Source organism: Rhodobacteraceae bacterium M382 (assembly GCA_025141015.1).
Lineage (GTDB): Bacteria > Pseudomonadota > Alphaproteobacteria > Rhodobacterales > Rhodobacteraceae > Aliisedimentitalea > Aliisedimentitalea scapharcae.
In genome coordinates this window covers 409729-435135 of the sequence record CP081098.1, presented here as the reverse complement: position 1 = coordinate 435135, position 25407 = coordinate 409729, and the positions used below count along the sequence as shown (strand labels likewise).

Here is a 25407-nt window from a genome sequence, read left to right as displayed (position 1 = left end):
ATGGTCCCAAAAGGTACAGACGCCCGAGGTTTAAAATGACGGACTGGGGCCCATGTGAAAACACGAGGCCCCAGTGCAATTTTTGGTCTATTAGACGCGGCGGCGCTTTGGTGGGCGGCAGCCGTTGTGTGCAATCGGCGTCACGTCACGGATCGACGTGATGTTGAAGCCGGCAGCAGCCAGTGCGCGCAAAGCCGATTCACGACCCGAGCCGGGGCCCTGGACTTCGACTTCCAGAGTCTTCACACCGTGTTCCTGTGCTTTTTTGCCTGCATCTTCTGCAGCCATCTGAGCAGCATAGGGGGTCGATTTCCGCGAGCCTTTGAAGCCCATGGTACCGGCCGACGACCACGAGATCGCGTTGCCCTGTACGTCCGAGATCAGGATCTTGGTGTTGTTGAACGTCGAGTTCACATGGGCAACGCCCGATGCAATGTTCTTACGCTCTTTTTTCTTGGTACGAGTCTTTTCGCGTGCCATTGATCAAACCCTCCCTTATTTCTTCTTACCAGCAATGGCCTTTGCGGGGCCTTTGCGAGTACGAGCATTGGTGTGGGTACGCTGACCGCGAACGGGCAGGTTACGACGATGACGCAGGCCACGGTAGCAGCCCAGATCCATCAAGCGTTTGATGTTCATCTGAACTTCACGACGCAGGTCGCCTTCGACGTTATAGTTGGCGTCGATGTGCTCGCGGATGGCCAAAACTTCGGCGTCGCTCAGCTCGTTGACGCGACGGGTCGCGTCGATGCCGACAGCTTCGCAGATCGCTGAAGCCGAAGTGTTACCGATTCCGGTGATATAGGTGAGGGCGATAGGGACCCGCTTAGCAGTCGGGATGTTTACGCCGGCAATACGTGCCACGTGTCACTTTCCTTTTTTGTTGCGATTCCGTAGCGCCGGAACCTTTTTTCACAACACTCGATCTTGGCAGTGTGGCCAGCGGATCCAGCATCTGTTCGAGGTGGTCTTGCAGGCAGACGAATCTGCCCAACAGGAATCAATTCCCGTAGGGAATGCGGGTGGGTATTGACTTTTCAGAAAATCGTCAACCCCAATTCGGATATTACCCTAGGATAGCCTCGATCGAGGCGGTCACTTCCTTGATGTCGGCCAACCCATTGACCGGGCGCAAGTCGCCTTTGGCATAGTAGTAGCCGATCAGCGGAGAGGTCTTTTTGTAGTATTCCATCAGGCGGGTGCGCAGGCTGTCTTCGTTGTCATCGGCGCGGCGCACCATATCGGTCCCGCCACACGCGTCACAAACGCTATCGACTTTGGTCGGCTTGGTTTCGTCGTGGTAGACTTCGCCGCAATTGCCGCATGTGAACCGGCCGGTGATGCGATTGACGAGCGCGTCGTCATCCACCCGCATTTCGATCACGGTGTGCAGCGATTGACCCAGCTTGGCCAGCAGCGCGGCCAGTGCGTCGGCCTGGGCCAATGTGCGCGGAAAGCCGTCAAAGATAAACCCAGCACCGGCTTCGGTGGTCAGCTTTTCTTCGATCAGGCCAATCACGATCTCGTCTGTGACCAGCTTGCCCGCGTCCATGATCGCGGACACTTTCTTGCCCATCTCGGTGCCCGAGGTCTTGGCTTCGCGCAGCATGTCCCCGGTAGACAATTGGATCATGCCCCGGGTTTCAACCAAATGACGAGCTTGCGTTCCCTTGCCCGCTCCCGGCGGGCCCAACAGAATTATGTTCATTTGCGCGCCGGGCTCCTTCTGCCACGTTTCTTGCCACCTTTGCCGCGCAATTGGGATTTCTCGATGAGCCCCTCATACTGATGCGCCAACAGGTGGCTTTGAACTTGCTGGATGGTGTCCATGGTCACCGACACGACAATCAGCACCGACGTACCACCGAAATAGAACGGGATGGCGAATTGACCGCGCAGAATTTCCGGCAGCAGGCAGACGGCTGCCAGATAAGCAGCACCCAACACAAGAATACGATTCACGACGTATTCCAGATATTCAGCTGTCTTCTTGCCAGGACGAATGCCAGGGACAAACCCATTCTGGTTCTTCAGATTGTTGGCAACTTCATCGGGTTTGAACGATACGTTGAACGTATAGAAATACGCAAAGAACACGATCATCGAAACAAAGAACAGCAAGTACAGCGGTTGACCGGGGCCAAAGTTGGCCAGCAGCCAGGACATCACAGGCCCAGTAGCCGCACCGGACGAAAAGGTCGAAATCGTGACCGGCAACAACAGCAGAGAGCTGGCAAAAATGGCTGGAATAACGCCTGCTGGGTTCACTTTGACCGGCAGGTGGCTAGAGCCGCCGTCATAGACCTTCATCCCCACCTGACGGCGTGGATATTGGATGTGGATCTTGCGCAGCGCACGTTCCATGAAAACCACGAACATGATCGTCGCAATCACCATCACAATCACAGCGATGATGATCGCCGGGCTCAGCGCGCCAGACCGACCCGAAGCAAAGAACTGCGCCAGTGCGGCCGGAACTTCGGCAATGATGCCGACAAAGATGATCAACGAGATGCCATTGCCGATACCGCGCGCGGTGATCTGTTCACCCAACCACATCAGGAACATGGTGCCACCGACCAGTGTCACCATACAGGCCATGCGGAAATACATACCGGGATCCGTCGCCAGATCACCCGATTCCAGTGAGACGGCCAGCCCGTATGCCTGCGCCGTTGCCAGCGCGACAGTCCCGAAGCGAGTGTACTGGTTGATCTTTTTACGGCCCTGCTCGCCTTCTTTCTTCAACTGTTCAAGTTGAGGAACCATGGCTGTCAGCAGCTGCACGATAATCGATGCTGAAATATACGGCATGATGCCCAGGGCAAAGATACCCATACGCCCCAATGCGCCGCCGGTGAACATCGACACCATGCCGCCAATGCCCTGCCCCGCCGATTCCATGAATTCGCGCAGTGCGTTGCCGTCGATACCAGGCACCGGGATGAAAGTCCCCAGCCGGTAAACGATCAACAAGGCCAGCGTGAACAGGATTCGGTTGCGCAGATCGGTGGCTTTGCCCAGTGCGGCCCAGCTTGTGTTGGCCGCCATTTGTTCTGCTGCTGATACCATTAATCGGTCTCTCTAGATGCAAACGCCGCCCGGAACCGTTTTCCGGCTCGGGCGGCGTTGATGGAAAACTCGGGACCTATGTAAGCGGCAAAGGTGCCGCTCACAAGCCGTTACTCTGCCGCAGACGCAGAAGTGACCTTCAGCGAGCCGCCTGCCTTCTCAACTGCCTCTACGGCAGCTTTCGAAGCACCTGTTACTTCGACGTTCAGGGCGGCGGTGACTTCACCTTTGGCCAGAACGCGGATGCCGTCCAGTTTGCGGCGGACCAGACCGGATGCGATCAGCGCATCTTCGGTGATCGCGGCCGCGCCGTCCAGTTTGCCAGCATCAACGAATTTCTGGATCAGGCCCAGGTTGATAACGGCGAATTCTTTGCGGTTCGGCTTGTTAAAGCCACGCTTTGGCAGGCGCTGGTACAGAGGCATTTGGCCACCTTCGTAACCATTGATTGCCACACCCGAACGGGATTTTTGACCTTTGATACCACGGCCACCCATTTTACCTTTGCCGGACCCAGGGCCACGGCCAACGCGCATGCGTTTTTTGGTTGCGCCAGGATTGTCGCGCAGTTCGTTCAGTTTCATATCGCTTCTCCTTGCCGGATGTGACCCCCGAAGCGTTAACGGGTCAACCACGGCTTTTCTTGATGTTGATTCTCGTGACCCAACAGGCCACCGTGGGCGTATAGACCCACAGTCCCGCTGATGCAAGCTTTCCTGCATCCGGTTCAAACTGGCACGCCCAAGCGTTTTGTAAGACACCCATGGCCCTGGCAAAGCTCATGGGCGCGCCGAGACCCGCACCAAAGGAGGCGTGTTGAAATTGAAATCCACGCCCTATCTTTATCAGATGGCTGTCTCTCACCTTCCCGCCGCGCTTTTGATGTGTGGGGCGCTGGCCCATCCCGCGCAATCCCTTGCTGATTGCGCCCGCGACGCCATGCTGGTGTTTGATGGGTCTGCGTCAATGCAGGAGATCGGATTCGACATCCAGGAAGCCACCCGGATCGTGGACGCACGCAGCGCCATTCGTCAGGCTATGCCCCGGATCGCGCCTTATCGCAGAGTGGGTCTGTTGATCTATGGCCCGGGTCCGAAAGATGCCTGTAGCAACATTGATCTGCGCTTTGGTCCCGTTGATCAGGCTGCCGAACCGATCATAGACGAAATCGAGAGACTGAACCCCAGCGGGATGACCCCCCTGGCAGCGTCCGTTCACGCCGCCGCCCAGACACTGGATTATGAACGACGTCCGGGCATTGTGGTGTTGGTGACGGATGGCAATGAAACCTGCGGTGGTCGCCCCTGCGCCCTGGCGGACGCGTTGGCACGAACCGGGCGGGATCTGACCGTACATGTCATCGGGTTCAAGGTTGTCGTGGATTTCTTTGGCTGGGACAATCCGGAACAATCAGCTTTTGCCGACGGAGACACCGTCGCCAAGTGTCTGGCCGACCGGACCGGAGGTATGTTCGTTTCAACCCAAACAGTCGAAGAACTGACCGACGCCTTGCAAGAAACATTGGGATGCCCGTTGATTGGTCAGATCGGGCCAGAGCGATTGTCGGCAAAAATGCGGTTGTCACCCACCTAGATATTGACCGTTCAGGAACCGGGGTGGGATTTGTGTCCACCCCGTTCCAACCGGATCAGCTACAGTAGATGTGCTTGTGAACGCGGTCTGCAATATCGCAACGACGAATGCCGATGTCATTCAATTCACGATCACTGAGCCCCTGCAGCTCTGAATAGGTGCGGTTGAACTCGGCGGTCTGGGCCCGAGTGGCAAAAAACGTGCCAACAGCGTCGCGCATGCGAGCTATCAGGCCAAAACCGGTGTTCGGCATATAAGTAGTATGAGCCATGAGACGTGTCCTTGTCTTCGGTCGGGGCGTATTCCCCGATGGTGTGTGATTTCGTTCCTGTTTCTGAACAAAGGGTCAGATATGTTTCCATACACCGGCTGACAACACGTCCCTGAGACTGCCCGCTATGCATCGATTGCATGGCACAGGACATATAAATCAACCTCAACGCACCAAGGTTGACAAACGCTGCGCCAGCCGCCATATGCCCTTGAATGCCTTGTCCGCAGCGTGAGCGGACCGCGCGCCATTTGGCACCATAGCCCAGACAGGGCAGCGCAGCATAAACCTACCATATATACTGATACCCAATTCACGCGGGGGTCAGCGCGAAGACGGGGTATGGGCAATTCGGCCCTGCGACAGAGCTTTGCGCAACACCAACGCGATGGCGCTCCATTCCGGGGCGCTGCTAGTCATTTGTGCGGTTTGTGCAAACCGCCCCGCCGATAAAGGACACGGCTCTTGGAATTTAATATGCTGGGGCTCACCCCCCGCCTGATCGCCAATCTCGAAGGTCTCGGGATCACCGAACCCACACCCATTCAGAAGAAAGCCATCCCCCACGCCATGAACGGACGTGACGTGATGGGTCTGGCCCAGACCGGAACAGGCAAAACACTGGCCTTTGGTCTGCCGTTGCTCAGCGCAGTTCAGCGGATGGAGGGGCGTCCGGCCCCGAAATCCGTGCGGGCGCTGATCCTGGCCCCCACACGCGAACTGGCCAACCAGATCGTGGATAACCTGAAATCTTATGCCGATGGCACATCGACCCGGGTCAGCCTGGTTGTGGGTGGCGTGTCGATCAATCCCCAGATCAACCGCCTGCAAAAGGGCGTGGATCTGCTGGTCGCGACCCCCGGCCGCCTGATTGACCTGTTGGACCGCAAGGCCGTGCGCCTGGACCAGACACAGTTTCTGATCCTGGACGAAGCCGATCAGATGCTGGATCTCGGATTCATCCATGCGCTGCGCCGAATCGCACCACTGCTGCCAAAAGAACGCCAGACCATGCTGTTTTCGGCCACCATGCCGAAACAGATGTCGGAAATCGCTGCTGCGTATCTGACCAACCCGGTGCGCGTGGAAACTGCACCTCCGGGCAAACCCGCCGACAAGGTGACCCAGGCCGTGCATTTTATCGCGCAGGCCGAAAAGACCAAACTGCTGATCGAGTTGCTGGATGCGCACCGCGATGAGCTGGCGCTGGTGTTTTCGCGCACGAAACACGGTGCCGAACGCCTGATGAAAGCGCTGGAAAAGGCCGGTTTTGCCGCCGGGTCGGTGCATGGCAACAAATCCCAAGGCCAACGCGAACGCGCCCTGCGCAGTTTTAAATGTGGCGAAACCCGGGTTCTGGTCGCCACCGATGTGGCGGCCCGCGGCCTGGATATTCCGGATGTACGCCACGTCTACAACTTTGACCTTCCCAATGTGCCTGACAATTATGTGCACCGCATCGGCCGGACGGCCCGTGCCGGGCGCGACGGGGCCGCGATCGCATTCTGCGCACCCGGTGAAATGGGCGAACTCAAGGCGATTCAGAAAACCATGGGCAAGGATATTCCCGTGGCCAGCGGCCGTCCCTGGGCTGTTGAGCAAACCAAAGCCGCACCAAAGCCACAACAAAACAACCGTCGTCGGTCGCGCCGGCCCGCAGGCGGGCGCAAGGCCGCCTGATCCGGTCACATCAGACCATCTGGCAAAAATCTCGGCCTGCCCCTCGGGCAGGCCATTTTTGTTCTTGCCGGATACCACGCCATTACAACGCACGACATCGACGCCATATTTTGAGAACGCCGCCTCTTCCCGTACACTTGCGAATATTTTCGCAAGGAGACGGTCATGACGCAGTTACAGTATTTCACAGCCCTCAGTGGTCTTTGGGTCGCTATCGCCTGGGTTCCCTATATCCTGGATCGAATCATGGTGCGGGGGCTGATGGGCGGCCTGGCGAATCCCAGCCCGGACGACATTCCTCAGTCCGCATGGGCACAACGCGCCATACGGGCGCACATCGTCGCTGTCGAAGCCTATGTCGCCTTTGCCCCATTGGCGATCATCGCGATGCTGACCCGACCCGACGACAGCTATCCCGGAACATTGGCCATGACGTTTACCATCGGCCTGATCGCCCATTATGTAATTTATGCTCTGGGAATTCCGGTTCTGCGCACCTTGGCCTTTGCGCTGGCATCCCTCTCGGCTCTTGGATTGGGCTTGAGGGTTCTGGACATCATCTGAACGCACCCTCTTGCGGCACCGAATCGGGAGCGATAGATTCTGGATATGGCCACCTGTCTGCTTTACAACCGCACCCCGACCCGCGCACCCCGGTTTTACCGGATCGAACTGGCGATGAACCTGTTCTCCGAAGTTTCGGTTCTGCGCGAATGGGGGGTTGCCGGACGGGGCGGGCAAAGTGTCATCAGTATCTATGGAAACCTGCGTGACGCCTCGGTCGCCGCAGACCAACATCGCAATCGTATGATCCGGCGCGGCTACGCCAGAGCCTGAACCGCGCGGGCGAGTACACGCAGACCCAGGACCAGATCCGCTTCGTCCGTGTCCTCGTCAAAGGCGTGGCTGATCCCGTTGATCGATGGAACAAACAGCATGCCCACCGGCATAACGGACGCCATATTTGCTGCGTCATGCAAGGCACCTGACGTCATGTTACGCCAAACACCCGGTGCCAGATCCGTTGCTGCCACCGCCAGGGCCGCCTGAATGTTGACGTCCATCGGCTTGGGATCAATCCCCATCACCGGCCCCAAGGAAACTGTTACGCTGTGGCGCTGGCCAATTTCTTCTGCCAGCTCCAGTATGATCTGTTCCATCCGGGTCAGTCGATCCAGATCCCCATCTCGCCACTGCATGGAAAACCGCACCCGCCCGGGCACGATCGAGGCTGCATTGGGATGCAGCGACACATGTCCGATGGTCCAGACTGTTGCAGGGGTCACGACGTTGGCAAACCTCCGCGCCAGCTCCATGTTAAAGGTCGCAAGCGCCTGAAACGCGTCCTGGCGCACCGCCATCGGAGTCGTGCCTGCGTGGTTCTGCTGCCCGTCCAAGGTGATCCTCATATCGCGAATGCCAACAATATCGGTCACGACCCCGATCTTTTCGCCGCTCTGATCTAACGCAGGGCCTTGTTCGATGTGCATCTCGACAAAACCGCTAAACCTGTCATGGGGCAAAAAGTCCTGTGCCACATCGGCCAGAACGCCGCGCGCCTGTGCCATCGTCGTTCCGGTATTGTCGATAAACTGATCCGCCTCCTTCAAAGAGGTCTTGCCGCTCCAGACTTCTGATCCGGTGGTCACCCCGAACCGGCCCTCTTCATCCTGGAAACTCACCACCGACACTGCAGGTCCGCCAGCAGCACGCGCGGCGCGGGCGATCTCCAATCCGGAAATTACGCCCAGCGCCCCGTCCAGCCAACCGCCTTCGGGCTGGCTGTCGCTATGCGATCCAACCAGCAAAGACCGCCCTTCCGCCAATCCAAACAGGTTGCCAAGGGGATCAAAATGCGGAACCAACCCGGCGTCTTCGATACGCTCTGCCAACCAAGTGCGCGCGACCACATCCGCGGCGCTGAACGCCGGCCGGATCACACCTTTACCGACACCTGATGCCCCAAATGATCGCAACCTGTGCAAATCCGCCAGAAACCGCTGCTCATCAATCTGCATCATCCGCCCCTTGCACTGCGTTCCACCTTCTTATGGTCAAAAATATCCCCACCCGAGGTTCCCGCAATCTCAAAACACACCACCACTGGTGTTTTCGACGCAACGATGGCCAAAAACGCCTCTGGTCCCGGCTCCCATCCTCCCCTAGAACTTGCCCGTCAGTCTTTTGGAATCCGGTTCATGTCCCATATCACCCTTGTCCGCCATGGTCAGGCCAATACCCAGGCCCGCGATGAAGCCAGCTATGACAAGCTAAGCGCATTGGGTCACCAGCAAGCGGAGTGGTTGGGCACCTATTTGCGCGATAGCCGAGCCTATCACCCCCGGGTGTTTTCCGGCACCTTGACCCGGCATATCGAAACAGCATCCAGCATGAATGTCGCCGACGGTATCGTGCGGGATGCCCGGCTGAACGAAATCGAATATTTTACACTCGCCCAATTGCTCGAAGAACAACAAGGGGTTGCCATCCCCACCGAACGCGAAGGGTTCGTCCGGCATCTGCCCCGGGTGTTTCACGCCTGGCAGCAGAATGAAATCGAGTCACCGCCAGAAACCTGGGACGCCTTCGAAACCCGCGTTGGATCGGTTCTGACAGAAATTTCCGCTGGGGACGGTCCGGCATTGGTTGTCACGTCGGGTGCGTTGATTTCCATGGTAATGGCACGCGCATTGGGGTTGGACACACTGAATATGGCCCGGATAGCGCTTGCAATCATGAACACCTCCATGCACCGACTGCATCCGATTGATCACCACCTGAGCCCGGTTCTGTTCAACGCCATTCCGCATCTGGAACACCCAGCGCGCCATCACGCGCAAACCCATCTTTGACCACCCTTTGGGAGGGATAGAAATGAACATGCAGCTTTACTATGCACCAGGCACGATCTCGGTCGCCGTTGCCATCGCTCTGGAAGAAGCCGGGGTGACCTATGATCCGATCCAGGTGGATTTCGCCGCCAAGGAGCAAACCACTTCGGGCTACCAGCAAATCAACCCCAAAGGCCGCGTCCCTGCCCTGGTCGCCGATGGGGGGATCCTGACCGAAACCGGCGCACTGCTGGAATTCATAGCAGACCTGAATCCCGACGCCGGTCTGCGTCCCAGTGATCCCATCAAAGCGGCCCGCATGCGCGAGGTGATGTTCTATCTCGCCTCGACCATGCATGTGAATCACGCCCACAAGATGCGCGGCAGCCGTTGGGCCAGCCAACCCTCCTCTTACAAGGACATGAAGGCCAAGGTCCCCCAGACCATGACGGACTCCTGCCAATACATCACGCAATTCGGATTGCGTGGCCCATTTGTGCTGGGCGACACGGTCAGCCTGGCGGATTGCTACCTGTATGTCATTACCAGCTGGCTAGAAGGCGACGGAGTAAAGCTGGACAACTTCCCCAAGATCAGGGAATTCATGACGGCGATGGAGAACCGTGCGTCGGTGCGCGCAGTTTACGCCAAAGGCATGTTGTAAAGGAAGACAGATGACACATCTCTGGGTCCGGGCGGAGCAACGCCCAAATGAAGAACGTGTTGGCCTGACCCCCGAGGGTGCCAAATCCCTGATGGACGCCGGTATCCGGGTCACCGTCGAAGAAAGCTCGGTCCGGGCAATTCCGCTACAGGGTTATGTGGATGCCGGATGTGAAATCGCGCCCGAAAACAGCTGGCCCGAGGCCCCGTTGGACGCAATCATCTTTGGTCTCAAGGAACTGCCCGAAACCGGCACACCGCTACCCCACAAACACATCATGTTTGGCCACGCCTTCAAAGGGCAGCATTCCGGCAAGGCCCTGTTGGAGCGGTTCAAGGCCGGGGGCGGCACGCTCTATGATCTGGAATATCTGGTGGACGAATCCGGTCGCCGTGTCGCGGCCTTTGGGTATTGGGCCGGATATGCCGGTGCCGCTGTCACGCTCAAGGCATGGGCGGCCCAACAGCATGGCAAGATCTGCGGCCCCGTTGGTGTTTACCCCGGCAAGGACACTCTTGTTGCAGAACTTTTGGCCGAAGTCGAAGCCACCGGCAAACCGCGCCCGCGGGCGATCGTCATCGGCGCGTTGGGCCGCGTCGGCACCGGCGCGGCGGACCTATGCGAGGCGATGGGCATTTCGGTCACCAAATGGGATATGGCAGAGACAGCCAGTGGCGGGCCATTCCCCGAAATCCTGGATCACGACCTGTTCCTGAACTGCATTTTTGCACGCCCGGGCACTCCGGTATTCGTCCCGCAAACGGCCCTGAACGCAAATCGCACATTGAGCGCCATCGGCGATGTCGCCTGTGACCCGGACAGCGACTATAACCCGGTCCCCGTCTACGACCGTGCCACCAGTTGGGAAAACCCGGCGCTGCGCGTTGCCACAGATCCGGTGCTGGACGTCATGGCAATCGACAATCTGCCATCAATGCTGCCGGTCGAAAGCTCACAAGACTACGCCGCACAATTGTTGGCGTCTCTGACGACCCTGACTGATATCGACTCCGGTGTCTGGGGCCGAGCCAAAGCAACATTTCTGGAGCATCTGCCGCAGTGAACCCGATGTACATTGGATTTGTAGCCGCGATCCTGGGCACCATCTGTTGGATCCCACAGGCATGGAAGGTCTGGGCAACTCGGGATACGTCGAGCCTGTCGTTGGCTTCAAACCTGATGTTTCTGGCGACTGTCTCGCTGTGGCTTGTTTATGGGATCATGGTCACAGACTGGCCGCTGATCCTGGCCAATATCTGTGCGGTCATGGCTGTACTCACCATCGTCACCGCCAAACTGAAATTCGGATGAGGAAGGAAACCCAATGACAATTCACTGGTGCGGAACAGGGCTATCAGCCATCCCCGGCCTGCGTCGGCTGCTGGAAATGGGCCATGATGTGGCCGTCTGGAATCGAACAGCTGACAAGGCCCGCGAAGCAGTGGGCGACCTGACCACCAATATTCACACTTTCAGTATCGCCAACCTGGGTCAGATGCTCAGCCCACAGGATGTGATCGTGTCGATGCTGCCCGGCGACTGGCATGTGCCACTGGCAGAGCTCGCCATCGAACGCGGCGCCCATTTTGTATCCTCGTCTTATATTGCCCCCGAAATGCGCGCCCTGAATGACAAGGCCCGCGACGCCGGTGTCTGTCTGGTGAACGAAGTTGGCCTGGACCCGGGCATCGACCATTTGATGGCGCATGCGCTGGTGGACGACTACAAGGAATCAGCGGCCTGTGACGCAGCCAACGACATCAGCTTTCTGTCATATTGCGGGGGAATTCCCAAAACGCCAAACCCCTTCCGCTACAAATTCAGTTGGTCACCGCTGGGCGTGCTCAAGGCGTTGCGCTCCCCTTCAAAATCAATCCGGTACCACGCGCCGCTGGATGTCGCACGCCCTTGGGATGCGATCAGCTCCTATACAGCGCCACTGCCCACACCAGAGAGCTTCGAGGTCTATCCCAATCGGGACTCATTGCCCTTTATGCAGCAGTACGAGTTCGGAACAGATTGGTCGGTCAAGCAATTCGTGCGTGGCACTCTACGCCTGAATGGCTGGGCCCAGGCTTGGGATGGCGTTTTCAAAGAGGTTGAAACCCTGAGCGGCCCCGAAGGTGACGCAAGGCTCAAGGAAATGTCGGACCAATTCTGGACCGAAAATGCATATGACGAAGGCGAAGCCGACCGCGTTGTGCTCTGCGTCGATCTCAAGGCGGAAAAGGATGGCACGACGGTCTGGCACAAAACCTATGTGATGGATGCCTGGGGCGACGAACGCGGCACGGCCATGGCGCGGCTGGTTTCGTTCCCTGTCTCCTTTGCGATCGAAGCTGTGATCAACGGCAAAATCGCCCCCGGTGTCAGCGCGGCCCCCTCAGATCCAGCCCTGGTCGCAAAATGGATGGGAGAAATCGCCAAGCTCGCTCAGCATCTTCAAGTGGTCGACCAAACGGCCTGATACAAAAAAGGGAGCGCCCGAAACACGGTGCTCCTTCATTCATCTTGCCCAGAAAACTCCGGGGAGCGCGAGCGGCTGGCCCCTCGCACCTGCCGCTGGCGGAAACCCCGCCTACATCAGGTCGTTTTCCACATCTTCGACCGAAATACCCAACGCCTCCAGCCCGTTTTCCAGGTGATCCGACAAATGCGGTGTTCCCAACAGGTAATCGGCACAGGGGGTCGAAGCCTCGGATTTTGCAGTGGCAATGGCTTCGGCCAGATCTTCGGCGAAAAAGCTCTCGCGTCCAACCCACATCACCGCAACCAGCTCGGCCTGTTCGTCTTCGTTCAACCGGTCGATAAAGGCGCGCAATTCACCTTCGGCCCGGTCCAGTTCCCGCGCCATCAACGCAACCTGAGCCACTTTCCGGGCAGAGATTTCCATGTCGCTTCCTTCCTTCCGTTCACGTTTGCTACCTGATCAGATAGCGCAGTTGCGCACTACGTCCTTGATCTGGCGCAATACGTGAGACCGCCACCGGTGACACAGGCAACCGACATTTCAGGCCCGCGCAAGAAAACCGTTGCCACACGCGCCCGGTTTGGCGCGGGCTTTGTGCACGTCTATTGGGTTGTCGGCGACCAGCCACTGATCTGAACGCAGCCGGTGCGGCCACGCAATTCAACAGCCGGCAAGGCGCACCACCCCACCTTATCGGCATCTGCCGCGCCCAGAACATCATGCGATGCAATGACCGTGAACCCAACGTCTTTGGTCAATTGCTCCAGACGCGCAGCGCTGTTCACCACGTCCCCAAACACCGAATACTCCAGCCGATCCGCTCCACCGACGACACCGCAAAACACGTCTCCGCGGTGAATCCCGATCCCGACCTTGATAGGATCCGCCCGTGTATCAGACCACCGGGCGATTTCCTCGGCCAAACCTGTGGCACACCGCAATGCACAGGCAGCGTCATCTTTACCGTCAAACAGGATCATCACGGCATCCCCCATGAATTTGTCGATGATACCGCCCTGCGCACGCACGACCTCAGACACACGACTGCGATATTCCGAAATAAATCGGCTGACATCACCCGGATCCTGGTTCTGCGACCAACTGGTGAAACCGCGAATGTCGATGAACATGATGGACATTGTCTGCCGCGCCCCCTGTCGCAGCACGTTCAACCCATCATCCGCCAAACGGCTTGCCAGTTGCGCAGGCAGGTATCGAGTCAGATTTGCCCTTTGTCGGGCCTCCGTCAGCGAGCGGAACAACAGACGCCGCATCCGTTGCGCGGCCACCACCAAAACCGCACCAGCCAGAGCAATCATAGCCAACCGCATCAGATTCGGCGCGAAGGACAGAAAAATGGTGACCCTGTTTACGTCCAGCCCCTCCCTGCCCTCTCCCGGTATCAGAAACAGGACCGCGAGTCCGAGCACCACCACACCCACCCCAAACGCCTGCTTGTACGGATCGAACCGCAACACACCAAAAGCAAAGACCAAAGGGACAAGCCACGCCGGGGGCAGAACAAATACAAGTTGCCCGGCAAGCCCGGTATTCATCAACCCCAGCCACGCATTCCCAAGCAGAAAGAGGCTATCCGCAGCGACCGCAGGCCAGATCATCCAGTGGCGCAACTGTCCCTTACGGGCCATCAGGTAGAACACGACCCCCAGCAGCAAATAGGCCGTCATGGTCAGAACGGCAAAGAACCACTGACGTTTCAGAAGGAATTTTGCGAGCGGGTCCACCGGTGACACAATCAGGAAGAACGAAACCAGCAAGGCCAATCCAACCCCGATGCGCAACAGGGATACCAACCGTTCGGATTCGATTTCAGCGGCGCGCAACAGGGCGATATCCGGATTCACGTCGCTCATCCTTCGGTTTTGCTCAGCGGCACAACATTCTCGGACGGTTTCGGAGCCAATTCCTCAAAGTCAAAATTGTCCAGTCTCTGGGCACGACGCCCTGCCTTTTCCGCGCTGATCTTGATTTCCGAGAGGTCCTTGGTCGCCTGGCCAAAGTGTCTGTCCAGATTTCCAACCCGGTCTCCCAGCCGCTCTACATCCTTGTGCAACAGGCCCAGCTCGGTTCGAATTGCCCCGGCCTGTTCCCGCATCCTGGCATCTTTCAGTATGGCACGCATGGTATTCAATGTGGCCATACAGGTTGTAGGCGAGACGATCCAGACCTTGGCGGTGAAACCTTCACGCACGATATCGGGAAAATTGGCGTGCAGCTCTGCATATACCGCTTCGGAGGGCAGGAACATCAGCGCGCCTTCGGCGGTTTCCCCATCAATGATATATTTTTCTGAGATGGCTTTGATATGAGCACGAATTGCGGTTTTCATCATGCGCGCCGCCTCTTGAAGCTGGACTTGGGTCTCGGCCTTGCGCAGGGCTTCATAAGGTTCCAGAGGAAATTTGCTGTCGATCACGATCGGGCCGGGTGGGTTTGGCAGATGGATCAGGCAATCGGCGCGTTTTCCGTTGGACAGGGTGTGTTGCAGCGAATAGCTGTCGGCTGGCAGGGCCTTGGACACGATGTCATTCAGCTGAATCTCTCCGAATGCGCCCCGTGTCTGTTTGTTGGACAGAATGTCCTGCAAGCTCAGGACATCACCAGAGAGTTTGGTAATGTTATCTTGCGCCTTGTCGATCATCTTTAGCCGCTCTTGCAACTGGGTCAGCGACGCCGTGGTCTGCTTGGAGGAGCCGTGCAGGCTTTCTTTCATCCGCTCTTGCATGTCAGCCATTGCACGCTGGCCACGCAGGGCGTTGTCGGCAAGACGATCGCTCATGTTCTGCTGAACGGCGGCGAGCCGCGCTTCGACCGTCTGGATCATCTGTACCTGAGCGTTGGCCTGGGTTTCCGACACATGCTGCAGCCCGCCGCGCAGTTGTTCCTGTCCTTGGCCCAATTGCTGAACATGCTGGCCAAGGTGATACATCTGCTGTGCAAGCGGTTCGGTCATTCGGGCAGACCGATTGGCCGCGCGCAGTGCCAAGAACAGCAGAATGACAATCAACAGAGATGTTGCAACGCCGGCCAGCGCTGCAATCGCCAGCGGATCATTCAGGGCAAATCCCAATCCCGCAATTTCAGTCATATCGCCCGCCCGTTCTTGTTTTGTTTCCACAATCTCTAGCGTGCCTGATGAATGGGATCAACTGCGTCCGAACAACCGTTCAATATCGGCCAGCTTCAGTTCTACATAGGTTGGGCGGCCATGGTTGCACTGGCCCGAATGGGGCGTGGCTTCCATCTCGCGCAGCAGGGCGTTCATTTCTTCGCCGCGCATGCGACGGCCCGAGCGAATCGAGCCATGGCAGGCAACACGGGACAGAATCGCTTCGACCTTGGCCTGAACCAATTGGCTGGTGCCCTGATCGTCCAGTTCGTCCAGAATGTCCCTGATCATCGCAGTGGCATTGACCTCTCCCAAGATGGCAGGGGTTTCACGCACCGCGACGGCATTTCCGCCGAAAGGTTCGATGGTCAATCCGAATTTTGACAACTCGTCGGCAACGTCGACCAGCCGGGCACAGTCATTGTCGGACAGTTCGACGATTTCAGGAATCAACAAAGCCTGGGCTGCGACGCCGTTTTCGGCCATTTGATTTTTCAGCTTTTCATAGACCAGCCGTTCATGGGCCGCGTGCTGATCGACGATAACCATGCCATCAGCCGTCTGTGCGATGATATAGTTTTCATGCACTTGCCCCCGGGCGGCGCCCAGCGGGTGCTGTTCCTCGGTACTGGCGGGATCTTCGCTTTGAGTTGGCTCCAGCGGGGTTTCGACAACACGACCGCTGTAGTCCTGCTTGAGATCCTCAAACCCAAAAGGTTCGGGATTGGCCGGGCGCTGCGCCGCATAATTGGCAACCCGCGCGCCCAGAGAAGGCCGGTCCATCTGATACACGCGGGTCTGGCTCGGCTGCTCGGGTCGCATGGCACCCAACGTCGCGTCTGCAACCGTGGTCGAGGCCCGGTGCCCGGCTTCGGCAAGCGCATGACGTAGGGCCGAAACGATCAGGCCGCGCGCAATCCCGGGATCTCGGAAACGAACTTCGGATTTGGCCGGGTGCACGTTCACATCGACCAGGGTTGGATCGCAATCAATGAATAGTGCCGCCGCCGGATGGCGGTCACGGCTAAGGAAATCAAAATAGGCAGCGCGCAATGCGCCTTGCAGGGTCTTGTCCTTGACCGGACGTGTGTTCACGAACAGGAACTGCGCCACCGAAGCCCCCCGCGAATAGGTGGGCAAGGCGGCATAACCATACAACCGAATTCCGTCGCGGGTCGCATCAATGCGCAGTGCGTTTTCAGCGAATTCACGCCCCAGAACCTGCGCCAGTCGTCCATGCAAGGCGTCGAATAGATCGCCAGACAGCGGATCAGCCCGAAAGGTCACGCGCCCTTCGCCACCACCCGACACATCACGCAACGTGAACCCCACTGACGGTTCAGCCATGGCCAGACGTTTGACCACATCGCCAATTGCCTGGGATTCCGCCCGGTCTGATCGCATGAATTTTAATCGTGCTGGGGTGGCAAAAAACAGGTCACGTAGTTCTACAATTGTACCTGATCGCAGCGCCGCTGGTTTGACCGGATCCATCTGCCCGCCAGACACCCGAATCTGAGCGGCGTCGTACCCTTCGGCCCGGCTGATGATCGTCAGGCGGCCCACCGCACCCAGAGAAGGCAGCGCTTCACCGCGAAACCCAAAGGTGTGAATGTTGAGCAGGTCCGAGCCGTCAATCTTGGATGTTGCATGACGCGACAGGGCCAGAGGCAGCTCGTCCGGAGGCATACCACATCCGTCGTCGGTGACACGGATCAGGGTCTTGCCGCCATCGGCAATGTCGATGGTGATCCGGGTTGCCCCCGCATCAATGGCGTTTTCCACCAGTTCCTTGACCGCGGAAGCCGGGCGTTCGACGACTTCGCCCGCCGCAATACGGTTGATTGCGCTGTCATCAAGTTGACGGATGACGGGGCGGTTTTCGCTGATATTGGGGTTCGCATGTGCCATACAACAACACTTAGCATATGCACCTGCGATTCTGCCAGATGCGTCACAGGGTGGTTAAGTCAGAAAACACACGCGATCCAACAGAATAATTCGACCCTGCCAGGGCCTGTGTCTGGACCCGGGGGTCATGCCGAAACAGGGGCACCTGTGCGGTTGCGACACGGGCCAAATTTTGCTGCCAGAGCGAGGATGACGCCCGAAACAGTAGCAATCATACCTGCTGCCGAAACCGCGTCACTGCCGCCAATCCACATCGGGCCATAGCCTGCCAGAACATACCCCAGAACCGCCGAAATCACGGCAAAGACAACACTCCACCCGACTTGCCCCTCGAGCCGGTTGGTCATCATACGCGCCGCAGCGGGCGGACAGATAAACATCGCTATCACGATAATCGACCCCACTGCATCAAAGGCGGCCACAGCGGCAATCGCAGCAGTGATGACCAGCGCCATGCCCAACATATTGACCCGGATCCCCATGGTCCGGGCAAACCCTTCGTCAAAGGTCGAGATCTTGAGCGCGCGCCAGAAGAGTGCGGTAAACACCAGCACTCCGACGAGAGTCAAAGCCATGCGGGGCAGTTCGACCGGCAGATGCGCCAGTGCCTGGGTATCCAGCAACGATGCCCAGCCCACAGCATCCAGCCAGATCAGGCTTTCAAGGTTGCCGTATAGCGCGTGTTCCACATCAAGATGCACGGTCGAAGTATCGGTCTGTTCGAGCAGCAGAACACCCCCGGCAAACATTGTGGTGAACACCACCCCCATGGCTGCCCCCGGTTCGATCCGACCCAACCGGCGAATTGCTTCGATCATCACCACGGCAACCACCGCCGCCCCGGCGGCCCCCAGCATCATCGGCCAGGCCGAAATGGCCCCGGTGATCAAAAAGGCCACCACGATCCCGGGCAACACCACATGGCTGATCGCATCACCGATCAGCGCCTGACGCCGCAACAACAGAAAATTGCCAGGTAACGCACAGGCCACAGCGGCAAATGTGCCGATCAGCAAAGGTGTCAGCGACAGGGGGACAAATTCTTCACCACTCATGCCGGCACCTCTTTTGGCCCGCCGATTCGGCGGTCGATTTCATCAATTTGATCACGGGTCAGCACGGTTTCGATTTCACGCAACCCGTCATACAGCGCGGCAGCGGCTTCATGCGCCTGGTCTGAACGCACCACTTCCCAACGTTTCTCGTCGCGTAGCGCCTTGGCGGCGCGTGCGCGACCTGTGTCCGTAGCGACCCCGTCCAGGCGCACCAATCCGGCACGGTTGAGCAATCTCAGAGTCAATTTTTCATAGATTGGCTGCCCTTGGGACAACGCCAACAAGCCTTGACGAACGTGCACCCGGCGCTGAAAGCGAACATAGCGCAAGATCGCGGCCAAAACACCACGATTGGGGGCAAGCAGCATCGACAAGGCAAACAGCGCAAAGCTCATCAACACGATGATCGGACCTGTTGGCAGGTTCGGGGCCGACGCGGAAATCGCCGCCCCCAGATAGGCGGATATGCCACCCGTCAGACCCGCCAACAGCACCACATGATCACTTCGTTCGGTCCAGAAACGGGCTGTGACAGCGGGAATGATCAACAGGGCGACGATCAGGATTAGCCCCACGATCTTGAGCCCCACAACCGTTACAGCCATAACCAGCCCCATCATCGCCAGATCAATCCTGTCGACGGGCAACCCGCGCGCAGCCGCATATTCGGGATCAAATGCCACCAACGTCATCGGCCTGCGCAGCAGAAGGATCAGAAACAGGGTAACCGCCCCGCCGCCCGCAATCACCAACGCATCGGCCCACAACATCCCAGAGGTCGAGCCCAACAGGAACCCCTCGAGACCCGCCTGGCGACCCACACCCAGCGTTTGGATGACAGTCAGCAGCACAATCCCAAACCCAAAGAACACCGACAACACGGCACCGATTGCCGCGTCTTCGGCCAGCCGTGTGTTGCGAGTCAACCAGTTGAGACACCACAGACCGATTCCAGCCGACACCGCCGAGCCCAGCAAGAGACCCACCAGATTTCGCCCATCCCCGCCCAGCATGGCCATGAGGATGAAGGCCACGCATACTCCAGGAAGCGTCGCATGAGATACCGCATCGCTGACCAAAGCCCGCTTGCGCAGAAACAGGAAAGTCCCGGTGACACCGGCTGAAACCCCCAGCAGGGTCGCACCAATAGCCACCAGCGTGGCGTTATAGCCAAGCTGAAGCGTCAGAGCTTCGAACAGCATGGTATTTACCCCGCGGCCAGTGTCAGCTGATCCACCTGTGCAGTGGCCAGCCGCCCGCCATAGGCGGCCTGCAAGGTTTCGGCGGTAAAGGTTGTCGCAACAGATCCTTCGGCAACTTTGCGCGTGTTGATCAGGAACACATTGTCAAAATATTCGGGCACAGTTGCCAAATCATGATGAACAACGACAACGGTCTTGCCCGATTTACGCAGGGATTTGAGGACATTGATGATTGCCTTTTCGGTGGCGGCATCCACCCCGGCAAACGGTTCGTCCAACAGGTACAGATCCGCCTCCTGCGCCAACGCACGCGCCAGGAAGACACGTTGTTGCTGGCCACCGGACAACTGACCGATCTGACGATCCGAAAAATCATGCATACCGACCCGGTTCAGGCACTCCATCGCGCGGGCCTTGTGCCGATTGCGCAGACGCCCCAGCAGGCCCAATTCGCGATACAGCCCCATCAGGACGACGTCGATCACTCGCGTGGGAAAGTCCCAGTCTACACTGGCACGTTGCGGGACATAGGCAATGCGGGCGCGCTGATCCTCCAGCGGCTTGCCGAACACCTGCACTTGCCCCGAGACCGGCTTGATGATGCCCAATGCAGCTTTGAGCGTGGTGGATTTTCCGGCCCCATTGGGACCGATTATGGCAGTCATCTTGCCCGGTTCGACGGTCATGTCGACAGAAAACACCGCTGGTTTCTGACCATAGGTCACAGTCAAACCACGAATGGCCAGCGGGCTGTGTTCCAACCCTTTTTCCGCTGGTGCCTGACCCTGATTGCTTGCCAATTCCAATGTCATGCTCAAAACCCTGCCGAAAGCTTGCCATCCATGCCGCGCTCGGGCACTTCGGCGCCAAGCGCCCCGGCTATTGTTGTCATATTATGGTCCAGCATCCCTAAATAGGTGCCTTCATAGGTACCGTCGGCACCCATTGCGTCCGAGAAAAGTTCGCCGCCAATTTTAACCTCGTGGCCCTTCGACGCAGCACCTTCGATCAAGGCGCGGATCGACCGATCCGAAACCGAGCTTTCGACAAAGACAGCTGAAATCTTGCGATCCGCGAGCATGTCGACCAGTTCGCTGATCCGGTTCAGCCCGGCTTCGGATTGGGTCGATATTCCCTGAATTCCCAGCACCTCAAACCCAAAATCCCGCCCAAAATATCCAAAGGCATCATGGGCTGTGACCAGCACCTTGTTGCTGACCGGAACGCTGGCCAGTGTTTCGGTTCCATAGGCAATCAGCCGGTCCAGATCTGCCAGATGCGCATCCGCGTTTGCGGCAAAAAACTCGGCTGATTCTGGTCGGGTATCTGTCAGTGCCTTTTGCACTTGGCGTACCATCTGCTTCCACAGAACCGGTGTCATCCAGACATGTGGGTCGAATTTGTCCGCATAGGAATCATGACCGCGCAGAACGTCCCTGGGCAGGCCATCAGCGACGGCGACGACGTTGCGCTTGCGCTCCAGATCGTGAAAGAAGTCTTCCATCTGCGCTTCGAGATAGAGACCATGCCACAGCACCAGATCGGCACGTGTCATGGCGACAATGTCGCTGCGGGTCTGACGGTAGGCATGTGGGTCAACCCCGGGACCCATCAGCCCTTTGACCTTGACTTGGTCCCCGCCAACCTGGCGCGCGGCATCCGCGATCATGCCAGTTGTGGCAACGACTTTCATTGGCTCCTGCGCCATCGCCTGTCCCCCGATCAACGGGAGAAGCAGTGAAGTGACGATCAGAGCAAACCGGCGAATCCGCATGGCGGACTCCTTCCTGTGAATTTCGTTACTGGCAATATGAGAATGATTCGCAACAAAGTCAATGATATTGCGACTTATTCGCAATAAGGGTCATTATTTGCCCAAATGGTCAAATTTCCCGAACGGAAACTGCCCCCATCGCTTGCTAACATGTCGCACCCATGCGAGGTTTCCCTGTCGGTTTCTGGGATCAAAAACATGGATAACCAAACAGCAGAACACACAACGCATTTGCCGCTGGTGACGGAACCGCGCAACCCCGGCATGGCGTTGAACCTGGATTGGGTCCGGGCGGTGCAGGCGAACACGTCGGCCGTTGAACGCCGCGCGGCCACCCTTCCCGGGCGGCGCAGCGTGAAAAAGGACTATCAGGCGGCCTGGATGCTCAAGGCGATCAGCTGCATCGACCTGACCACCCTGTCCGGCGACGATACAGTCGGGCGGGTTCGACGCCTATGCGCCAAGGCGCGCCAACCAGTGCGCACCGACATGCTGGACGCATTGGGAATGCCCGGACTGACCACCGGAGCAGTCTGTGTCTATCACGACATGATCACCACCGCCGTGGACGCCTTGCGTGGGTCTGGCATTCCGGTGGCCGCAGTGTCGACCGGTTTTCCCGCCGGACTGTCACCGTTCCATTTGCGCGTCGCCGAAATCGAAGAGAGTGTTAAGGCAGGCGCACATGAGATCGACATCGTTATTTCGCGGCGTCACGTGCTGACCGGGGACTGGCAGGCACTGTATGATGAAATGCGCGCCTTTCGCCACGCTTGCGGCGACGCCCACGTCAAGGCGATCCTAGCCACTGGTGAGCTGGGCAGCCTGCGCAATGTGGCACGTGCCTCATTGGTGTGCATGATGGCCGGGGCCGATTTCATTAAAACGTCAACCGGCAAGGAAAGCGTCAATGCCACCCTGCCAGTGACGCTGGTGATGATCCGGGCAATACGCGACTACTTTGACCGCACCGGGTATCGGGTTGGTTATAAACCGGCCGGCGGTATCTCCAAGGCCAAGGACGCCGTGGTGTATCTGTCTCTGATCAAGGAAGAGCTGGGCGACCGCTGGCTGCAACCCGACCTGTTCCGCTTTGGCGCGTCGTCCCTGTTGGGCGATATTGAACGCCAGCTGGAACACCACCTGACCGGCCATTATTCCGCCGGATACCGGCATGCTATGGGCTGATCGGCGCATCTGACGCCGAGACGAAACGAATTTCCGGGTCGCCCCCTTTCGGAAAACGACACCGCGAAGACCGAGGAACCACGATGACTGTCAAAGAGATTTTTGAGTCCATGGATTATGGCCCTGCTCCCGAAAGCGCCGCCGAGGCATTGGCCTGGTTGGTCGATCAAGGCGATCGCTTCGGGCATTTCATCGACGGTGATTTCACCAACCCCGGCGCACACGCGTTCGAAAGCCGAAATCCCGCAACGGGCGAGGTTCTCGCGTCTTTGACCCAAGCCACACAAGCGGATGTGGATATGGCCGTTGCCGCCGCCCGCAAAGCGCAGGGCAAATGGGAAAACCAGGGCGGGCCGGGTCGGGCACGTTACCTCTATGCCATTGCCCGTCTGCTGCAAAAACACGCCCGCCTGTTCGCCGTTCTCGAAACGATGGACAACGGCAAGCCGATACGGGAATCCCGCGATATCGATATCCCGCTGGCCCAAAGGCACTTCTATTACCACGCGGGCATGGCCCAGCTGATGGAGGGCGAATTGCCCGATGCCCAGGCTCTGGGGGTGTGTGGTCAGATCATCCCGTGGAACTTCCCGCTGTTGATGCTGGCCTGGAAAATCGCTCCAGCGCTGGCCATGGGCAATACGGTGGTTTTGAAACCGGCTGAATATACTTCTTTGACCGCATTGCTGTTCGCCGACATCTGTCGTCAGGCCGGGCTACCTGATGGGGTGGTTAATATTGTCACTGGTGATGGTGCCGTGGGCGAAATGATTGTCGCCGCAGACGTGGACAAGATCGCCTTTACGGGATCGACCAGCGTCGGTCGCCGGATCCGTCAGGCCACCGCAGGCAGCGGCAAGGCGATGACGCTCGAACTGGGAGGCAAGTCCCCGTATATCGTATTCGACGACGCCGACCTGGATTCCGCTGTCGAAGGGTTGGTGGACGCGATCTGGTTCAATCAGGGTCAGGTCTGCTGCGCCGGGTCCCGCCTGTTGGTACAGGAAGGCATTGCCGAGGCCTTTCATGCCAAGCTCAAGGCGCGGATGGACAAGCTGCGCATTGGCAACCCCCTGGACAAATGCATTGATATCGGTGCGGTTGTTGACCCCGTACAGTTACAGACTATTTCCCAGATGGTTGCGGCCAATACAGTTGGGTCCATGCATCAGGCCCGGATCGAAATGCCCAGCCAGGGTTGTTTCTATCCCCCTACCCTGATCGAAGGGATGGAACCCTCCGATCCGCTGATGCAGGAAGAAATCTTTGGCCCTGTGCTAGTTTCCTGTACCTTCCGCACCCCGGCCGAGGCGGTCGAGGTGGCCAACAACACCCGCTATGGGTTGGCCGCGACAGTGTGGACGGAAAACGTGAACCTGGCGCTGGATATTGCGCCGAAACTGGTCGCAGGCGTGGTCTGGGTCAATGCCACCAACCTGTTTGATGCAGCCGCCGGGTTTGGCGGCGTGCGCGAAAGCGGCTTTGGTCGCGAAGGTGGCTGGGAGGGCTTGAGCGCCTATACCAAACCCAAGGCCAAAACCAAGCCATTGAAACCCGTTGAGGCCTATGCTGGCGAAGGCGCACCAGTCGACGCAATCGACCGCACGGCCAAAATGTATGTCGGTGGCAAACAGACCCGCCCGGACAGCGGCTATTCCAAACCGATCTACAATCGGTCCGGTGCGTTGTTGGGCCACGTGGGCCTGGCCAATCGCAAGGACGTCCGCAACGCGGTCGAGGCCGCAGCCGGGGCAAAAGGTTGGGCCAAGACCACCGGCCACCTGCGGGCGCAGATCCTGTATTACATCGGTGAAAACCTGTCTGCGCGCGCCGATGAATTCGCGCAGCGCATCAATGCCATGACCGGGAAACGGGGCGGTGCATCCGAGGTCGAAGCCTCGATTCAGCGTCTGTTCACAGCCGCAGCCTGGGCCGACAAATATGACGGTCAGGCCCACGGCGTACCGATACGTGGCGTGGCCCTGGCCATGAAGGAACCGGTTGGCGTGATCGGTGCTCTGTGCGCAGATGAGGCCCCTTTGTTGGGACTTGTGTCGGTTATGGCTCCCGCCTTGGCGATGGGTAACCGAGTCGTTTTGGCCGCCTCCGACCCTTACCCGCTGGCCGCGACAGATTTTTATCAGGTGCTTGAAACATCGGATGTTCCCGCAGGCGTCGTGAACATCCTCACTGGGACGCCTTCTGACATAGCAGTGCCGCTCGCCGGGCATATGAATGTGGACGCCATGTGGTCATTCTCGTCCAGTGATCTATCTCGGGAAGTCGAAGACGCCTCGGCCAGCAATCTCAAGCGGACTTGGGTCAACAACCGGCAAACCATGGATTGGTCCACGGACGTCACACGCCGTTTCCTGGAAGCGTCCACCGAGATCAAAACGATCTGGGTGCCTTATGGCGAATGATCCCGCTTTCTTGATGGTAGTATGCTAGGGCGGACAGGTTGCCATGCCTGGTCCGCTTGTTCGCTTCAAACGGTCACGGGCGATGCGTGTGCCTCGCAGAGCATTTTGGGCTCATCCTGCTACATTGTTCAATGTTTCTCAAG

The 25407-nt window shown here is 58.3% G+C and carries 26 protein-coding genes; 11 read left to right on the top strand and 15 right to left on the bottom strand.

Annotated features, from left to right (window positions below; all coding sequences use genetic code 11):
* Positions 1-90 precede the first annotated feature (90 nt).
* The 5 genes from rpsK to rplO all read right to left on the bottom strand — a co-directional run bounded on the left by rpsK (position 91) and on the right by rplO (position 3656).
* The gene (gene rpsK / locus K3727_01875) at positions 91-480 is read right to left on the bottom strand and encodes a 30S ribosomal protein S11 (protein ID UWQ91588.1); all 390 of its coding nucleotides are present in this window, start codon (positions 478-480) and stop codon (positions 91-93) included.
* A gap of 15 nt (positions 481-495) precedes the next feature.
* Positions 496-864 (bottom strand): 30S ribosomal protein S13, encoded by a 369-nt coding sequence (gene rpsM / locus K3727_01870; protein UWQ91587.1) that lies wholly within the window; start codon positions 862-864, stop codon positions 496-498.
* Between the two features lie 202 nt (positions 865-1066).
* Positions 1067-1708, bottom strand: coding sequence for an adenylate kinase (locus tag K3727_01865; GenBank protein ID UWQ91586.1), 642 nt, complete (start codon positions 1706-1708; stop codon positions 1067-1069).
* On the bottom strand, positions 1705-3072 hold the full coding sequence (secY, locus tag K3727_01860) for a preprotein translocase subunit SecY (protein UWQ91585.1): 1368 nt from the start codon (positions 3070-3072) through the stop codon (positions 1705-1707). The genes K3727_01865 and secY overlap by 4 nt, the downstream gene beginning before the upstream one ends.
* A 110-nt stretch (positions 3073-3182) precedes the next feature.
* Complete coding sequence (gene rplO / locus K3727_01855) at positions 3183-3656, bottom strand: 50S ribosomal protein L15 (protein ID UWQ91584.1); 474 nt, start codon at positions 3654-3656, stop codon at positions 3183-3185.
* Between the two features lie 355 nt (positions 3657-4011).
* Between rplO and K3727_01850 the strand changes: the two genes are divergently transcribed.
* On the top strand, positions 4012-4665 hold the full coding sequence (locus K3727_01850) for a VWA domain-containing protein (protein ID UWQ93235.1): 654 nt from the start codon (positions 4012-4014) through the stop codon (positions 4663-4665).
* A gap of 55 nt (positions 4666-4720) precedes the next feature.
* On the opposite strand, the gene K3727_01845 is transcribed toward K3727_01850, so the two are convergent.
* The gene (locus tag K3727_01845) at positions 4721-4936 is read right to left on the bottom strand and encodes a DUF1127 domain-containing protein (protein ID UWQ91583.1); all 216 of its coding nucleotides are present in this window, start codon (positions 4934-4936) and stop codon (positions 4721-4723) included.
* Between the two features lie 477 nt (positions 4937-5413).
* On the opposite strand from K3727_01845, the gene K3727_01840 reads away from it, so the two are divergent.
* From K3727_01840 to K3727_01830, 3 genes are all read left to right on the top strand, one after another.
* Positions 5414-6616, top strand: a complete 1203-nt coding sequence (locus tag K3727_01840; GenBank protein UWQ93234.1) for a DEAD/DEAH box helicase — start codon at positions 5414-5416, stop codon at positions 6614-6616.
* Positions 6617-6781: 165 nt separating this feature from the next.
* Entirely contained in the window at positions 6782-7180 is a 399-nt protein-coding gene (locus tag K3727_01835) for an MAPEG family protein (GenBank protein UWQ91582.1), read from the top strand.
* Positions 7181-7225: 45 nt separating this feature from the next.
* A complete protein-coding gene (locus K3727_01830) occupies positions 7226-7453 on the top strand; it encodes a WGR domain-containing protein (protein ID UWQ91581.1) in 228 nt (75 codons plus the stop codon).
* Here the strand turns inward: K3727_01830 and K3727_01825 are convergent.
* Complete coding sequence (locus tag K3727_01825; protein UWQ93233.1) at positions 7438-8634, bottom strand: hydantoinase/carbamoylase family amidase; 1197 nt, start codon at positions 8632-8634, stop codon at positions 7438-7440. The genes K3727_01830 and K3727_01825 overlap by 16 nt on opposite strands.
* Positions 8635-8814: 180 nt before the next feature.
* On the opposite strand from K3727_01825, the gene K3727_01820 reads away from it, so the two are divergent.
* From K3727_01820 to K3727_01800, 5 genes are read left to right on the top strand one after another with little or no spacing between them, the layout of a single operon-like run.
* Entirely contained in the window at positions 8815-9468 is a 654-nt protein-coding gene (locus K3727_01820) for a histidine phosphatase family protein (protein UWQ91580.1), read from the top strand.
* Between the two features lie 28 nt (positions 9469-9496).
* Complete coding sequence (locus K3727_01815; GenBank protein UWQ93232.1) at positions 9497-10111, top strand: glutathione S-transferase family protein; 615 nt, start codon at positions 9497-9499, stop codon at positions 10109-10111.
* Positions 10112-10121: 10 nt separating this feature from the next.
* Positions 10122-11174 (top strand): saccharopine dehydrogenase, encoded by a 1053-nt coding sequence (locus K3727_01810; GenBank protein ID UWQ91579.1) that lies wholly within the window; start codon positions 10122-10124, stop codon positions 11172-11174.
* A gap of 5 nt (positions 11175-11179) precedes the next feature.
* Positions 11180-11422, top strand: coding sequence for a SemiSWEET transporter (locus K3727_01805; GenBank protein ID UWQ91578.1), 243 nt, complete (start codon positions 11180-11182; stop codon positions 11420-11422).
* A gap of 13 nt (positions 11423-11435) precedes the next feature.
* Positions 11436-12578, top strand: coding sequence for a saccharopine dehydrogenase NADP-binding domain-containing protein (locus tag K3727_01800; GenBank protein UWQ91577.1), 1143 nt, complete (start codon positions 11436-11438; stop codon positions 12576-12578).
* A 111-nt stretch (positions 12579-12689) separates the two neighbouring features.
* Here the strand turns inward: K3727_01800 and K3727_01795 are convergent, their stop codons facing one another.
* The 8 genes from K3727_01795 to K3727_01760 all read right to left on the bottom strand — a co-directional run bounded on the left by K3727_01795 (position 12690) and on the right by K3727_01760 (position 21653).
* A complete protein-coding gene (locus K3727_01795; protein UWQ91576.1) occupies positions 12690-13004 on the bottom strand; it encodes a DUF3775 domain-containing protein in 315 nt (104 codons plus the stop codon).
* A 179-nt stretch (positions 13005-13183) separates the two neighbouring features.
* A complete protein-coding gene (locus tag K3727_01790) occupies positions 13184-14455 on the bottom strand; it encodes an adenylate/guanylate cyclase domain-containing protein (GenBank protein ID UWQ91575.1) in 1272 nt (423 codons plus the stop codon).
* Positions 14452-15690: a DNA recombination protein RmuC gene (rmuC, locus tag K3727_01785; GenBank protein ID UWQ91574.1), complete on the bottom strand. Its 1239-nt coding sequence runs from the start codon at positions 15688-15690 to the stop codon at positions 14452-14454. Before rmuC ends, K3727_01790 begins: the two co-directional genes overlap by 4 nt.
* Before the next feature lie 57 nt (positions 15691-15747).
* The gene (mutL, locus tag K3727_01780) at positions 15748-17622 is read right to left on the bottom strand and encodes a DNA mismatch repair endonuclease MutL (protein UWQ91573.1); all 1875 of its coding nucleotides are present in this window, start codon (positions 17620-17622) and stop codon (positions 15748-15750) included.
* A 125-nt stretch (positions 17623-17747) separates the two neighbouring features.
* Positions 17748-18677, bottom strand: coding sequence for a metal ABC transporter permease (locus K3727_01775; protein UWQ91572.1), 930 nt, complete (start codon positions 18675-18677; stop codon positions 17748-17750).
* Entirely contained in the window at positions 18674-19879 is a 1206-nt protein-coding gene (locus tag K3727_01770; protein UWQ91571.1) for a metal ABC transporter permease, read from the bottom strand. Before K3727_01770 ends, K3727_01775 begins: the two co-directional genes overlap by 4 nt.
* 5 nt (positions 19880-19884) lie before the next feature.
* Positions 19885-20691: a metal ABC transporter ATP-binding protein gene (locus K3727_01765; protein ID UWQ91570.1), complete on the bottom strand. Its 807-nt coding sequence runs from the start codon at positions 20689-20691 to the stop codon at positions 19885-19887.
* Between the two features lie 2 nt (positions 20692-20693).
* On the bottom strand, positions 20694-21653 hold the full coding sequence (locus K3727_01760) for a zinc ABC transporter substrate-binding protein (protein UWQ91569.1): 960 nt from the start codon (positions 21651-21653) through the stop codon (positions 20694-20696).
* Between the two features lie 198 nt (positions 21654-21851).
* Here K3727_01760 and deoC point away from each other — a divergent pair, with 198 nt between their 5' ends.
* Both deoC and K3727_01750 read left to right on the top strand, forming a co-directional pair.
* Positions 21852-22841, top strand: a complete 990-nt coding sequence (deoC, locus tag K3727_01755) for a deoxyribose-phosphate aldolase (GenBank protein UWQ91568.1) — start codon at positions 21852-21854, stop codon at positions 22839-22841.
* Positions 22842-22924: 83 nt separating this feature from the next.
* Entirely contained in the window at positions 22925-25264 is a 2340-nt protein-coding gene (locus K3727_01750) for an aldehyde dehydrogenase family protein (protein UWQ91567.1), read from the top strand.
* The last annotated feature ends 143 nt before the right edge of the window (positions 25265-25407 follow it).